16 protein-coding genes and 1 tRNA gene are annotated in these 14,971 nt (G+C 40.7%); 15 read left to right on the forward strand and 2 right to left on the reverse strand.

Features of this window, described 5'->3' with window-relative positions:
* The first annotated feature begins 53 nt into the window (after window positions 1-53).
* Window positions 54-593, forward strand: a complete 540-nt coding sequence (locus AAU57_RS10935; protein WP_231717806.1) for a CIA30 family protein — start codon at window positions 54-56, stop codon at window positions 591-593.
* On the opposite strand, the gene AAU57_RS10940 is transcribed toward AAU57_RS10935, so the two are convergent.
* On the reverse strand, window positions 590-1,321 hold the full coding sequence (locus tag AAU57_RS10940; protein WP_231717807.1) for a DUF6503 family protein: 732 nt from the start codon (window positions 1,319-1,321) through the stop codon (window positions 590-592). The genes AAU57_RS10935 and AAU57_RS10940 overlap by 4 nt on opposite strands.
* An 89-nt stretch (window positions 1,322-1,410) precedes the next feature.
* Here AAU57_RS10940 and AAU57_RS10945 point away from each other — a divergent pair, with 89 nt between their 5' ends.
* Window positions 1,411-2,223 carry a DUF4349 domain-containing protein gene (locus AAU57_RS10945; protein WP_197275406.1) on the forward strand — a complete coding sequence of 271 codons (813 nt, stop codon included), beginning with the start codon at window positions 1,411-1,413 and terminating at the stop codon, window positions 2,221-2,223.
* Here the strand turns inward: AAU57_RS10945 and AAU57_RS10950 are convergent.
* Window positions 2,220-2,570 (reverse strand): 4Fe-4S dicluster domain-containing protein, encoded by a 351-nt coding sequence (locus AAU57_RS10950; RefSeq protein ID WP_055412948.1) that lies wholly within the window; start codon window positions 2,568-2,570, stop codon window positions 2,220-2,222. The two genes, AAU57_RS10945 and AAU57_RS10950, sit on opposite strands and share 4 nt — an antisense overlap.
* Before the next feature lie 37 nt (window positions 2,571-2,607).
* On the opposite strand from AAU57_RS10950, the gene AAU57_RS10955 reads away from it, so the two are divergent.
* The 13 genes from AAU57_RS10955 (at window position 2,608) to AAU57_RS11010 (ending at window position 14,892) form a co-directional block, all read left to right on the forward strand.
* Window positions 2,608-3,726, forward strand: a complete 1,119-nt coding sequence (locus AAU57_RS10955; RefSeq protein WP_082438610.1) for an acyl-CoA reductase — start codon at window positions 2,608-2,610, stop codon at window positions 3,724-3,726.
* A gap of 70 nt (window positions 3,727-3,796) precedes the next feature.
* Window positions 3,797-4,858, forward strand: a complete 1,062-nt coding sequence (gene serC, locus AAU57_RS10960) for a 3-phosphoserine/phosphohydroxythreonine transaminase (RefSeq protein ID WP_055412949.1) — start codon at window positions 3,797-3,799, stop codon at window positions 4,856-4,858.
* Window positions 4,859-4,906: 48 nt separating this feature from the next.
* Window positions 4,907-5,038, forward strand: coding sequence for a hypothetical protein (locus AAU57_RS15315; RefSeq protein ID WP_262491938.1), 132 nt, complete (start codon window positions 4,907-4,909; stop codon window positions 5,036-5,038).
* Entirely contained in the window at window positions 5,031-5,990 is a 960-nt protein-coding gene (locus AAU57_RS10965) for an NAD(P)-dependent oxidoreductase (RefSeq protein ID WP_055412950.1), read from the forward strand. The genes AAU57_RS15315 and AAU57_RS10965 overlap by 8 nt, the downstream gene beginning before the upstream one ends.
* A gap of 149 nt (window positions 5,991-6,139) precedes the next feature.
* Complete coding sequence (locus AAU57_RS10970) at window positions 6,140-6,514, forward strand: STAS/SEC14 domain-containing protein (protein ID WP_055412951.1); 375 nt, start codon at window positions 6,140-6,142, stop codon at window positions 6,512-6,514.
* Window positions 6,515-6,648: 134 nt separating this feature from the next.
* A complete protein-coding gene (locus AAU57_RS10975) occupies window positions 6,649-7,290 on the forward strand; it encodes a DUF937 domain-containing protein (RefSeq protein ID WP_055412952.1) in 642 nt (213 codons plus the stop codon).
* Window positions 7,291-7,296: 6 nt separating this feature from the next.
* Entirely contained in the window at window positions 7,297-7,719 is a 423-nt protein-coding gene (locus tag AAU57_RS10980) for a hypothetical protein (RefSeq protein ID WP_055412953.1), read from the forward strand.
* A 14-nt stretch (window positions 7,720-7,733) separates the two neighbouring features.
* Window positions 7,734-8,255 (forward strand): DUF6787 family protein, encoded by a 522-nt coding sequence (locus AAU57_RS10985; protein ID WP_055412954.1) that lies wholly within the window; start codon window positions 7,734-7,736, stop codon window positions 8,253-8,255.
* A gap of 68 nt (window positions 8,256-8,323) precedes the next feature.
* Window positions 8,324-8,397: transfer RNA gene (locus AAU57_RS10990), tRNA-Arg, on the forward strand.
* 175 nt (window positions 8,398-8,572) lie between these two features.
* Complete coding sequence (locus AAU57_RS10995) at window positions 8,573-8,986, forward strand: hypothetical protein (protein WP_055412955.1); 414 nt, start codon at window positions 8,573-8,575, stop codon at window positions 8,984-8,986.
* A 124-nt stretch (window positions 8,987-9,110) separates the two neighbouring features.
* Window positions 9,111-10,187 (forward strand): efflux RND transporter periplasmic adaptor subunit, encoded by a 1,077-nt coding sequence (locus tag AAU57_RS11000; RefSeq protein ID WP_055412956.1) that lies wholly within the window; start codon window positions 9,111-9,113, stop codon window positions 10,185-10,187.
* A 21-nt stretch (window positions 10,188-10,208) separates the two neighbouring features.
* Window positions 10,209-13,469: an efflux RND transporter permease subunit gene (locus AAU57_RS11005; RefSeq protein ID WP_055412957.1), complete on the forward strand. Its 3,261-nt coding sequence runs from the start codon at window positions 10,209-10,211 to the stop codon at window positions 13,467-13,469.
* Entirely contained in the window at window positions 13,462-14,892 is a 1,431-nt protein-coding gene (locus AAU57_RS11010; protein ID WP_055412958.1) for a TolC family protein, read from the forward strand. Before AAU57_RS11005 ends, AAU57_RS11010 begins: the two co-directional genes overlap by 8 nt.
* Window positions 14,893-14,971 lie beyond the last annotated feature (79 nt).

Genomic DNA, 14,971 nt, shown 5'->3' on the forward strand with positions numbered 1-14,971 from the left:
TCGGCGGACTGAAAGGCCATCGCTCCTCATCGACTATTCTAAAAATAGATCTCATGAAACCCTTATTCCTTTTTCTAAGCACTTTAATTATGACCGCACCTATAATGATTTACGACTTCAATAATGAAAATGGGCTGGGCGATTGGCGCATTGAGGACGACCGTGTCATGGGCGGTATCTCACAAGGTAAAGTGGAATTGACTGAAGACGGTCACGCCAGATTTTATGGTAATGTTACCGTAGAAAGTAATGGCGGTTTTAGCTCTGTACAAAATAACTCACTGGACATCAAAGTAACTCCTGACCAAATCGCAAAAATCAAAGTTAAAGGTGACGGCAATACCTATCAGTTTAGAATCCAGCATTCCAACAACGCGAGAGAAAGCTACATTAAAGAATTTGAGACCACTGGCGAGTGGCAAACTATTGAGATCAAGCTAAATGAAATGAAACCTACCTATAGAGGTAGAAATCTAAACATGCCCAACTTTAACCACGATCAGATCAAACACGCGAGATTTTTGATTGCCACAAAAAAAGTGGATCAAAAATTTGAATTGTTGATTGACTGTATCGAGTTAATTGATGCCTAATCCACAATCGTGTCAGTGGCAAGATATTTATCATTCTTGTTGTAGTACCACTTGCGCACCTTAGGCATTTTGATGCCGTTGGTTTTGTACTCTTCGGATAGTAAAATGAACTCACCAGATTTTGGATCCTTGACTCGAGGTTCTTTTTGCTTGTAGAATTGATAAGCTTCCATGCGATACGTTTCTGGGTCAAAATAAAAGAACCAGATATCGCTGCCAACGCTGGGATCATAATCTGCGCGCAGTACTAGATATTCCTTTTCCTTCAACATTTTACGCTCCACTTCATAAGAGATTACAGTGCCTTTATCCTTTAATTTCATGGGCAAGCCGTAAAGGTATGTGTAGTAGTCACGCATAAAAACGGCACGTTTAAAATCTTCCTTTCCCATTACAAAAGTGGTGTCCATTTGCGATAGATCCATCTTTGCGGCGGTCACGATACTGTCTTTAAGTACGGTATATTCATTGACGATGTCACCACGTTTGGAAACCAATTCAAAACTTTTTGCCGGCAAATTGATCTTGATGTTACTGGTGCGGTCTTCCATATCTGGTGATGTGGTCAATATCTCCAGACTGTCTGCAAATCGCGACCAGTTTCCCTTGGGGTCGTGGTACGCAATCGCTTTTTCCAACAACTGTGGTCCTGTTAATTGTGGTGGTGTTTGTTGTGAGTTCGCTTTCGCGAAAGCGAAACAAACCATAATCAAGTAACTATGTTTCATAAATTCTGCATATTTGAAGCACACTGCGCGTTTGATCTGAAGAAACGTCAATGAGATATCGGAATTATTTGAAACCAAAAATATGCCAAATGATGACAGCTAGAATCTTTAAAATCAGTTTTTTGCTTCTTTTCATTGCTGCGAGCTTTACCGCTTGTAATGAAAATCCAAATGCCGAAATGGTTGAAAATGTGGATATGTTTCCAATGCTAGAACCTGAACAGGAAGCCGTCGAGATCACTGATCGTAAATTGATCACCAATGGCAGGATTGAATTTGAAACCAACGATATTTCACAGACCAGAAATAACATCATCACTGCCGTCAATAAACATCGTGGCTATATTGCTGCAGATGAGGAGTCCAGCTCCACCGGTCGTAAAACCAATACTATCACCATACGCGTTCCCTCAAAAAACTTTGACAACTTACTGTCAGATGCCACTGCTGGCGTGGACCGGTTGGACTACAAAACCATTAACGTAAAGGATGTCACTGAAGAATTTCTGGATGTCGAGGCTCGTTTAAAAACGAAAAAAGAACTGGAAGGTCGTTATCTGGAAATCTTGGAACAAGCCAAAAATGTAACCGATATTCTAGAAATTGAAAGGCAGATCGCAGTTCTTAGGTCTGATATTGAAAGTTTTGAAGGACGCTTAAAATATCTGGAAAACCAGGTCTCCTACTCGACCCTTCATATTTCGTTTTATGAATCCACTCCAGAATTGAGCTACAACAAAAACCGATTTTCTGAGAGTTTTGCTAATGGCTGGGACAATCTGGTGTGGTTCTTCATCGGGTTGATCAACATCTGGCCCTTTATCATTGTTTTGATCGCGCTAGTGATCCTTTTTAGATATCTGCGCAGGAGAAGAAGAATACGTAAAAGATTGCGTGACTAGCTTTTGTGCATGAAGGCTTGCTTGGCTCTAAGCGTGGCTTCATCTTCCACTACATCCTCATCAGGAACGCAGCAATCTACGGGACACACGGCAGCACACTGTGGCTCTTCATGGAAACCTACACATTCCGTACACTTGTCTGGAACGATGTAATAGAACTCATCGCTCACAGGCTCTTGGGTCTCGTTAGCATCCACTTCCTTGCCAGATGGCAAGACCACGTTGCCATCCAGATCAGTTCCATCTGCATATCGCCAGTCATCTGCCGCTTCATAGATTGCCGTGTTGGGGCATTCCGGTTCGCAGGCTCCGCAATTGATACATTCGTCCGTGATGATGATCGCCATAGCTGTTTTCTTTACTTTTGTGCAAAAATAAGATTCATTGCCTGTTAAGCCAATTAATACCTCGTTAAATGATAGGGTTTCCGCTTTCGCGAAAGCGGGAAAAATTCTATCCCAATACCTAGCATCAGACCACAGTGCCATCGACATCGATGAGGACTTGTGGGCCATTACCATTAACCAAACCCTAACGCTCGCCGAGCAGAAAAATTCCTGGTTTACTCGTGACAATCTGCTGTTTGCGCTGGAACAATGGTCGCAAGCCTTAACGGTTGAGCATCTCAATAATTGGTTGGAGCCTTATCACCTGAAGAATGTCGAGCCTAAAAAAGTCGCCGTCATCGCTGCGGGAAATATTCCTTTAGTGGGATTTCATGATGTACTTTGTATCATTTTGACAGGACATTTTGCACAAATCAAAACCAGCAGCAACGATGATGTGCTGTTGCCTTTAATCTTGAAACTGGCCAGCGCAGATGTACCGGCACTGGAAGAATCTTTTGAGTTTACTGAAGATCGCCTGACCGATTTTGATGCGGTCATCGCCACTGGCAGTAACAATACAGCTCGATATTTTGAGCATTACTTTGGCAAGAAGCCTAACATCATACGCAAGAATCGGAATTCTATCGCCATACTCACTGGAGATGAAACCCACGAGGAACTGGTCGCGTTGAGTGATGATGTGTTTTTATTTTTTGGATTGGGATGTCGCAGTGTGAGTCACATTAAGGTGCCGGAGAATTATAATTTTGACGCCTTTTTCAAGGCCATGTATGAAAAACGAGAGTTGATCAATTACATCAAGTACTCCAACAATTATGATTATAATAAAGCGGTTTATTTGATGAGCGAGTTCAAGTTATTGGACAACGAGTTCCTGATCATCAAGGAAGAAACCGAAAGCTATGCCTCACCTATTGCGTCGCTTGGGTACAGCTCTTATGCTACCAACGATGACTTGGTGGCAGAAATCACTGCCCATGCAGAAGATTTGCAATGCGTGGTTGCCAATCAAAAAGTGCAGCAGACACTAGAACCATCTTTAAAAGCTATGGCAGCACCACAGTTGGTTGATTTTGGAGAAACCCAAAAACCTGGACTAGCTGATTATGCAGATGGTGTGGACACGATACATTTTCTGTTGACATTATCTTAAAAACTTATCGCTTTCATAACATAGTTAAAAGGGCATTTTTGCACCTTTGTGTAAACCTAAATCCTAGTATATGCTTAAGTATAATTTTAGCGCCGGTCCATGCGTGCTACCACAAGAAGTTCTCAAAAAAGCAGCTGATGCTATCCTCAACTTCAACGATTTAAGTATTCTTGAGATTTCTCACCGCAGCAAGGATTTTATCGCTGTAATGGATAAAGCACAAGCACTGGCACTAGAACATTTAGGATTGACAGGTAAAGGATATTCAGCTTTGTATTTAGGTGGTGGCGCTAGTATGCAATTTCTTATGGTAGCCTATAACTTATTGGAAAAAAAGGCCGCTTATTTGAATACGGGAACCTGGTCTGATAAAGCGATCAAAGAAGCTAAAATGTTTGGTGAAGTAAATGTGGTGGCCTCATCAAAAGATGACAATTACAATCACATTCCAAAAGGTTATACCGTACCTGATGATGTGGATTACTTTCACTTCCAGACAAATAATACCATTTTTGGAACACAATTACATGAAACGCCAGAGGTAAATGTACCATTAGTTTGTGACATGAGTAGTGATATCATGTCTCGTAAGCGTGATTTTGAAAAATATGATTTGATCTATGCCGGTGCCCAGAAAAATATGGGACCAGCTGGTACCACACTTGTAGTGGTTAAAGATGAAATTCTAGGAAAGGTTTCCAGACAAATTCCTTCCATGCTCAATTATAAAGTTCACATTGAGAAGGAATCCATGTTCAACACGCCACCTGTATTTCCTATCTATGCTACTATGTTGACATTGGAGTGGTTGAAAGATAATGGAGGCATTGATTGGATTGAAAAAATCAATGACCAAAAGGCAGAAATGGTATATAGCGAGATTGATAGAAACCCGTTGTTTAAAGGGTTTGTAATCAACAAAGAAGATCGTTCAAAAATGAACGCTACCTTTTCTCTACATGATGAATCACTTGCAGAGCGCTTTAATGCCATGGTAAAAGAAGCTGGAATCAACGGTTTGAATGGTCACAGATCTGTAGGTGGCTACCGCGCCAGCATGTACAATGCTTTGAGTGTGGAAAGTGTGCAGACCTTAGTAGATACCATGAAAGAACTGGAACGTACGGCTTAATGAATTATGATCTCGTTTTCTAACAAATTTGATTCACAAAGAATATTTTTGATAAATATAGAACTGCGGATACGTAAACACTATCAACGCATCATCATCAAAACAATTACAGCTATAGACAAATGGCTGGATCACAAAACGTCGCCTTACAGCGATGCTCAAAACAAGAAATATGAGTAAAAAGGTACTGGCCAATGATGGCGTTTCCCAAAGCGGAATAGATAAATTGAAAGCTAACGGTTATGAAGTCATAACCACAAATGTGGCTCAAGAGCAACTACAGGATTACATCAATAAACATGAGATTGACGTGTTACTAGTACGATCTGCGACTACCGCTCGTCAAGATCTTATTGACAACTGTCCTAGCCTTAAAATCATAGGTCGTGGCGGTGTAGGTATGGATAACATTGATGTACAATATGCTCGAGATAAAGGACTTAAAGTCATCAACACACCTGCAGCGAGCAGCGCTAGTGTGGCAGAACTTGTTTTTGCACACTTATATGGTGGTGTGAGGTTCTTGTACGATTCCAATAGAAACATGCCACTAGAAGGTGATAGTAATTTTAAAGGATTGAAAAAAGCGTACGGTGCTGGTGTTGAACTGCGTGGCAAAACTATAGGGATTATCGGTATAGGACGTATAGGACAAGAAGTTGCTAAAATCGCTGCTGGAGTTGGAATGAAGGTAATCGCTCACGATAGCTTTGCAGAAAAAGCACCAACCATTTCATGGAAACTTTTTGACGGTCAGGAAATCAAAGTAGAGATTCCGCTAGTGGAAAAAGAGGAACTGCTCAAAACTTCGGATTTTGTTACCCTTCACGTTCCTGCTCAAAAAGAGTATGTCTTAGGCAAAAAAGAATTTGCCATGATGAAAAAAGGAAGCGCTGTAGTTAACGCTGCTCGTGGTGGAGTCCTAGATGAAGTTGCACTGGTAGAAGCTCTAGAAAATGAGCACTTAAGTTTTGCAGCCTTGGACGTTTTTGAAAAAGAGCCTGCTCCAGAAGTTACCCTCATGATGAACAGTAAATTGTCACTTACACCTCACATCGGTGCAGCGACTAATGAAGCTCAGGACCGTATAGGTGAAGAACTGGCAGATCAGATCATAGCTATTTTAGGATAATTCTAGTCTGTATAGGATTACAACGCACTTCGATAGAGGTGCGTTTTTTCTTTCATAAAATCAACGTAGCTTAGATTATCTTTAATGACCTAAATCTATCTTACTGAAGTTAAAATAGTTAACAGCTGTTATTTGTAAACTAAACGACCATGATTAAACTCGTCAATAGAGAGAATCCAGATATTCTCGCCTTCATGATCAAAACCCAGATGGAACAAGAAGATGTGGACTGGCTGGTAGAACGCATTGACCAGAAATACTCGAGAACCAAAACTGCCGTGTCTCTCTATGTAAAGTTTGAGGATTTTGAAGAACTTACCTTGAGCACTTCCTGGGAATATTTTAAAATGCTGCTGGAATATGTAATTGACCTCATCAAATCGGTCAAAAAGGTGGCTGTAGTGACCGCTAACGCTGCCCTAAGAAAAAAATTGAATATGGAGTTTATGTTGATCCCAACGATTAGCTGTAAAACTTTTGATGTCGATGAAGATCATGAATCGCTTGAATGGCTTGAGAAATAAGCTGTATACTAATTCCTATGTTGAATTAAGAACTAGGCTTTAAATGTATTCGCTTTCGCGAAAGCGAAATAATATAATCTTCCTACAAAATACTTTCACGTTTATTTGTATTTTGACTCCCAAACCAACCTATTATGGCTTCTATATTAGACCTTTTACAAACTGAAATGGGGCAAACGCTTATCCAAGGAGCTGCCCAAAAAACAAACACTTCACCTGATAAGACAGCAAATGTCTTATCTCAGGCCATGCCGCTTATTCTAGGCGCGATGCAACGCAATGCAAAAACCCCAGAAGGTGCAGCCTCACTTTCAAACGCGTTGAGTGATTCACGACACAATGGTGGCGTGCTGGATATGTTGGGTGGATTATTTGGTGATGGACCAGGCAGTCCAGACGATCTGGAGCAAGATGGCGCTGGAATACTAAAGCATGTTCTAGGTGGCAAACAACCGCAAGTGGAAAGCGCGATATCATCTTCAAGTGGTGTGGACATGCAGTCTGTAGGCCAAATCATCAAGATCGCCGCTCCTATCATTATGGGGCTTTTAGGAAAGCAAAAACAAGAACAACAAATAAGTCAAAACGGCATAGGTGACCTTCTGGGATCTGTGCTGGGTCAATCTGGTAGCCATGATCAATCCTTTTTGACCACCATTCTAGACGCAGATGGTGATGGTAGCATCATCGATGATGTTGCTGGAATGGTTCTAGGTGGAGACAAAAAGAAAAAAGGTGGTTTAGGCGGTATGCTGGGTGGCTTTTTTGGAAAATAATAGATCATGAAGATAGTAGCTGGAGTACTTACTTTTTTTATTGTAATTGTGATGCTGTCCAGCTGTGGTGGCACCAGTGAAGCTTCTGGAAGTACAGAAAATGATGGTGTCTATCTAGAAAAGTCTGATACGATACGTATAGCTAACGATAGTCTGGAATATGAGGTCATCATTATTGAACCTGGTTTCAACTCCTGGCTGGCGACACAGCCACCACGTGGTTATCGATCACAAAGCTCTATGGATATCATTAATGATTTTAAGATCCCATTGTATAACTTGAGAGTAAATCAACCATTACAGTACGATCCCAACCTATATCCATTCCGTATCGATTATGATACTTCTATTGATTACGGCTATGAGGTGACTTACTTACTGTTTAATTACTTTAAATTCTTTGAGGAGCGGTTTAATCAACGCCTGTAGATTATTTTTGCAGCATGCAAAAACTTAAAGAACGCTGGGAAATAGACAAAAACTGGCAACTCATCTATATTTTTCTAGGAATCATAGGCCTTCTCGCCTGTGGTTTTTTTGTGGCTCGCAAGATCATTCCCAACACTTTTGAGGATGTGATGTATGAGTACTTATTTGTCTTGGGTGTTACGATCGTCAATGCTTATATCTTCTATCTTATAGCCATGTGGCTCTTCAAAAAATTGGGGCCAAAATGGAACGTCGAGTATCGCTGGGAATTGATTGCCATCTTTATTGTTTTTGCCATAACAGGATCGGCATCGGCACGATTATCTGGACCGGTTTTAGAATGGATAGGCCTGGATAGAGATACCACAAGCGGTTGGATTTTCTGGCCTTTACGATTATTGATCATTTTCCCTTTTTATCAGGTATTGCTAGTTTTTATGGGTTGGCTTTTTGGCCAATTTGACTTTTTCTGGAAGTTTGAAAAGAAGATGTTAGCCAGATTCGGAATCCAACTGGATAAAGAGAACGATAATTAGTTGGAAATCGCTTTTGGCTTTTTAAAAATGCTTTATATTTGCAACCGCTTTGAAAGAAGTAGATTTTAGGTCGCATAGCTCAGCTGGATAGAGCACCTGCCTTCTAAGCAGGCGGTCGAAGGTTCGAATCCTTCTGCGATCACGAAAGGCCCTCATGTTTTTGAGGGCCTTTTTTTATGAAGTTAATCAAGATGGATTGAAGCAATTTTAAATTGTCAAGCTGACGTTTTTTTCTTCCAACTCCATTAACCAAGTGAAAAAAATTAGACCTTTTTTGACGCTTATATCATTATTTCATTCTAATTTTGCACGTTGAAATGAAAAAAATATCATTTTTCGTGTTTATTGTCGCTGCCATTTTGATGGCGGTAGGTTCGCTTTCTACGGCTAACCTTACTTCATCTACACCTTCTGGATTAGCATCCATACTGGAGACAGTACATTCCATCCAGACTCAAGAAAATCAAAGTTTTGACCATCATTTCTTGGGAAATTTAGAGCAAGAAAAGGAACTGGAATTAATCGCCGAAGAAGTTGAAGAGGAAGATTGGAGACAGTCCTATAAGTTAGCGAAAAAGGATCACTACGGTTTTGATTATTCAAATTCTAGTGGAGAAGTATTTGAGGTGCCTAATGCTCCTGTTTCTGCCTCTAGAGCTATACAGCATTCCAACGCACTGGCCTCTTCCTCGCCGCATATCTATTTATTACACAGCGTTTTTATAATATGATTATGGTCCACCTAGTGATTTTATAAAATCAATAGGTCAACATTCATGTATGCAAATTGACTCCAATAAGAGCCAGTTCATACCAACCATTTTTTAATCATATTACATACAAACACTTAGTAAAATGAAACAATTCCTATTGTTTTTAGGGCTCTGCACAATCTTAAGCAGTTGTACTCATAAAAAAGAAGAAGCACACGAATCCACTAAATATCTAGTAAGTAGTCCTATCCAAATGGATACGGTCATCACTAAAGATTACATAAGCCAAATACATTCTATACGCAATATAGAGTTGAGAGCGCTGGAAAGAGGTTACCTCAAAAGCATCAATATTGACGAAGGGCAAACCGTCTCAAAAGGGCAGTCTTTGTTTAGAATCATGCCTAACGTTTATCAGGCCGAGTTGCAGAAAGCGCAGGCAGAAGCAAATGTTGCCAGAATCGAGCTTAAAAATACCCAACTATTATCAGACGGTAATGTAGTTTCTCCCAACGAACTAGCGATGTCAAAGGCAAAACTTGACAAAGCACTGGCCGAGGTTTCCATGGCTCAAATTCATTTAGGATTCACTAATGTAAAAGCACCGTTTGATGGTATCGTTGATCATTTAAGAGTTAGAGAAGGAAGCCTTTTAGAAGAAGGAGAATTACTTACTACACTCTCTGACAACAGTGAAATGTGGGTTTATTTTAATGTCCCAGAAGCCGAATATCTGGATTATGCCATGAGTAAGGATCAAGGCGATAAGAAGCATGTTCGTCTTTTAATGGCAAACAATAAAGAGTTCCCACATGAAGGTATTGTAGAAACCATTGAAGGTGAATTCAACAATGAAACTGGAAACATCGCTTTCAGAGCGACTTTTCCAAATCCAGAAGGAATTTTAAGACACGGTGAAACTGGTAGCGTATTGATGACCATACCTTTAACGAAGGCCATCATCATTCCTCAAAAAGCAACCTTTGAAGTTTTAGACAAGCGTTTTGTATTTGTTATTGATGAAAACGGTATCGTACAACAACGTGAGATCACCGTTGGTACAGAACTTCCCAATCTTTTTGTAGTAGAAAAAGGCCTTGCCACAACAGATAAGATTTTACTGGAAGGTATTCGACTTGTAAAAGCTGGAGATCATATTGAATATGAATTTGTACAGCCTAAAAAGTCCATCTCTTCACTAGACCTCTACGCAGAGTAGTTCCACCTAAATCATTAAGAGATGTTCAGCAAGTTTATAAAACGGCCAGTACTGGCCATAGTTATTTCTGTGATCATTGTTTTCACAGGACTTCTATCGATCAACAATCTACCAATTTCTCAATTTCCAGAAATTGCACCTACCACGGTCAATATCTTTATCGCCTATCCAGGGTCCAGCGCAGAGGTTTTGGTAAATTCCACGCTTATCCCTTTAGAGACTGCCATTAATGGTGTTCAGGATATGCGATACATTGCTTCAGACGCCACCAGTGCTGGAGAAGGAACCATCAGAATTATTTTTGAACCAGGCACAGATCCTAATGAAGCTGTGGTTAGAGTTAAAACTAGAGTCGATCAGGTCATGCCTTTGTTACCTGAATTGGTCCAGCGTGAAGGAGTTATCATCACACCAGTACAACCCAGTATGTTGATGTATGTCAACCTCTATAGCGATGCCAAGAAAAATGACGAGAAATTCCTTTACAACTATTCCTATACCACCATTATTCCTGAACTCCAGCGTATCAACGGTATCGCGAGTGCACAAATTTTAGGTAGTAGAAAGTATGCCATGCGCGTTTGGCTCAAACCAGATAGAATGCGAGCCTATAATGTTTCGGCAGAAGAGGTTCTCAAAGCCATGGAAGAGCAAAGCATCATTGCCAGACCTGGTAGATTGGGTCAAAGTTCTGGTATCAAATCGCAGTCTTTAGAATATGTGTTGTCGTTCCAAGAACGGTACAATAAAGAAGAGCAATACAAGGATATCATCATCAAGGCAAATGCAGAAGGTGAACTTCTCATGCTCAAGGATATTGCAGATGTAGAATTGGGCAGCGAGTTTTTTGATATTTACTCCAATCTGGATGGTAAGCCCTCAGCTTCTATCGTTTTGAAGCAAACCGTAGGTAGCAACGCAAGTGATGTCATCGATCAGGTGAAGTCTACCTTAAAAGATTTTGAAGCTTCTCTACCGCCAGGAGTCGAGTATAAAATCAGTTATGATGTCTCAAATTTCTTGGATGCTTCCATAGAGCAGGTCATTCATACCTTGCGGGATGCTTTTATCTTGGTAGCCATTGTGGTCTTTCTTTTTTTAGGTGATTGGAGGTCTACCTTGATTCCTATTATAGCGGTACCTGTTTCTTTGATCGGAGCATTTTTTGTTATGCAATTATTTGGGCTCTCCATCAACCTGATCACTTTATTTGCCTTAGTACTCGCGATTGGTATTGTCGTGGATGATGCCATTGTAGTAGTCGAGGCAGTCCATGCCAAAATGGAAGAAGAGCATCTCAATCCCTACGATGCGGTCAAGAAAGTCATCAAAGAGATAGGCGGTGCAATTATCGCCATAACTCTAGTCATGGTCGCAGTGTTCATTCCTATTTCATTTATGTCTGGACCTGTTGGTGTATTCTATCGTCAATTCTCCATTACCATGGCTGGTTCCATCATCATTTCGGCCATCGTGGCTTTGACACTTACACCCGTTTTATGCGCCATGATTCTTAAGAATAATCATGGTAAACCTAGACGTAGATCGATTATGAATAGGTTCATCGATGCCTTTAACCGTGGTTTTGAAAAGCTGACTGGAAGATATATTAAGGTCTTGAAGCACATTGTCAATAGACGTGTAGTGACCTTTGGTATTTTGATAGCATTTTGTGTAGGCATCTTCTTGACTAACGAGGTATTGCCATCAGGCTTTATTCCTAATGAAGATCAAGGAACTATCTATGCTATCATACAAACACCGCCAGGAGCAACACTAGAGCGTACAAATGAAGTCGCCCAAAACCTACAGCGCGTCTGTTCCAAAATTGATGGTGTAGAATCTGTATCATCACTGGCTGGCTACGAGATCATGACTGAAGGTCGTGGATCCAACGCCGGTACTTGTTTGATCAACCTTAAACCCTGGTCAGAACGAGAACATTCCGTTCATGAAATCATGGAAGAATTAGAAGAACAAAGCAAGGATCTAGGTGCCGTCATTGAATACTTTGAGCCGCCAGCAGTACCAGGTTTTGGTTCATCAGGTGGGTTCTCCATGCGATTATTGGATAAGACCAACGGTACGGATTATCAGGAATTTGAAAGAGTGAACAATGAGTTTATGGACGCTTTACGCGAAAGAGAGGAACTCACAGGCCTCTTCACATTCTTTGCAGCTAATTATCCTCAAATAGAACTTAAAATCAACAATAAGGCAGCCATGCAAAAAGGAGTTACCATCGGTAACGCCATGGAAAATCTGAATATTTTGATTGGTAGTACCTATGAGCAAGGATTCATTCGTTTCGGTAGGTTCTTCAAGGTGTATACTCAAGCAGGTCCTGAGTACCGTAGGTTACCATCAGATCTTGAAAAACTATTTGTGAAAAATGAAGAAGGTGAAATGGTTCCCTATTCATCCTTCATGACCATGGAAAAGAAATTGGGACCCAATGAGATCACTCGTTACAATCTTTATAATTCAGCTTCCATTCGTGGATTACCTGCCAAAGGATTCACCAGTGGTGACGCCATCGCTGCTATCAATGAGGTCGCAAAGGAACAGTTACCTCGTGGTTATGACATCGCCTATGAAGGATTGTCTTATGATGAGGCTAATCGTGGTAGTGAGTCCATCTACATTTTTGGGGTCGTGTTACTGTTTGTCTATTTCGTTCTTGCAGCACAATATGAAAGCTTCATATTACCATTAGCCGTTATTTTCTCCTTGCCGGTTGGTGTATTTGGATCTTTTGTATTACTCAAATTTATGGGCCTTGCCAATGATATTTATGCGCAAATAGGCTTGATCATGCTGGTAGGACTTTTAGGAAAGAACGCCGTATTGATCGTTGAATTTGCCGTCCAAAAAAGACGTGAAGGTGCTACCATTCTAGACGCAGCTATTGAAGGTGCAAGAATGAGATTCCGTCCTATTTTGATGACTTCCTTTGCCTTTATCGCAGGTTTGATACCATTGGTAATTGCTCATGGTGCAGGTGCGATTGCAAATAAAACCATAGGTGGATCTGCCCTAGGTGGAATGCTATTGGGAACTCTGGTAGGAGTTCTGGTCATACCAGGATTGTATTACATATTCGGTTCTTGGGCAGATGGAAAATCACTCATTAAAAATGAAGATTACGAGACCGTCTCTCAATCATTTATTAGAAACAGTGAAGAGCAATACGACGCAAAACAAGACATCAGTAAACTACGCAGATTGATGAAAAAGCTGAAATCTAAAATCAAAAACGATAAAGTTGAAGAACATGATTAGAAACATAAAACTGTATGCCTTTCTCATTTTGGCAATGGTGCTGGTTCATTCCTGTGCGCCTACACTGGAAGTTAGAGAAGAAAATAGATCGATGCCAGATCATTATAGAAATAAGCTGGTGGATTCCCTGAATACCGCAAACATGAAATGGCAAGATTTCTTTGCAGACGAATATCTCAAACACCTTATAGATACTGCTCTAGTAAATAATCAAGAGCTTAACATCATGCTGCAACGAGTAAGTGTAGCACAAAATGAGGTGCAAGCTCGCAAGGGTGAATTCTTACCTTTTGTTGGTGTTCAAGCTGGTGCAGAAGTAGAAAAAGTTGGTGAATTTAGCAGAAATGGTGCTGTAGAAACACAACTTCCCATACGTGAGAATGAAGCATTTCCAGATCCATTGACAGATTTTAATGTAGGTGTTCAAGTCTCTTGGGAATTGGATATCTGGAAAAAACTGCGCAATTCAAAAAAGGCGGCCGTGATGGAATATCTAGCCAGCGTTGAAGGTAAAAACTTTATGGTGACCCAACTCATCGCAGAACTGGCCGACTCCTATTATGAGCTCATAACGTTGGACAACAAACTGGACCTCATTGAACAAAACCTTGCCCTGCAAACTGATGCTCTGCGCATTGTAAAGCTTCAAAAAGAAGCTGCAAGAGCAACCCAGTTGGGTGTGCGACGTTTTGATGCAGAGGTTTTTAAGAACCAGAGCGAGAAATATGAGATTGAACAACAGATCACTGAAATTGAGAACAAAATCAATTTCTTGATAGGAAGAAAACCGTCTCCTATAGCTCGTAATTCGGCTAATTTTCTTGAGATAAAGGTAGACACTATCAATGCAGGCTTACCGTCACAGCTGCTACAAAACAGACCTGATATAAGACAGGCAGAATATGACTTGATGGCTGCAAAACTCGATGTGAAAGTCGCAAGAGCCAACTTCTTTCCTTCCATCGGGATTAAGGCAGGCGTAGGCTTACAAGCCTTCAAACCTCAATACCTAACCTCAACTCCAGAATCTCTAGCATATAATCTCGTTGGGGACCTGGTAAGTCCATTGATCAATAGAAATGCCATCAAATCACAGTACAACACGGCAAATGCACAGCAATTACAGGCTGTATTTGAGTATGAGAAGAACATACTTAATGGATACTTTGAGGTGGCAAACGAGTTATCACGTATTGATAACCTCAAAAAGAGTTATGACCTCAAGGAACAGCAAGTTGCCGCGTTGACTGAATCTATTGACATCATCAACAAACTGTTCACCTCAGCCAGAGCAGATTATATGGAGGTTTTGTTGACGCAGCGAGATGCTTTGGAATCAAAAATGGAACTTGTTGAAACTAAAAAAGATCAACTCCTGGCTAGAGTAGATCTTTATCAGGCGCTAGGTGGCGGCTGGAAGTAGATGATTTATTTGATTGGTTCAAAATCCCCATTGAGAAATGGGGATTTTTGTTTTTAGGCACTTATAGATTGGCTATCTG

Origin of the sequence: Nonlabens sp. YIK11 (genome assembly GCF_001413925.1) — a bacterium.
Lineage (GTDB): Bacteria > Bacteroidota > Bacteroidia > Flavobacteriales > Flavobacteriaceae > Nonlabens.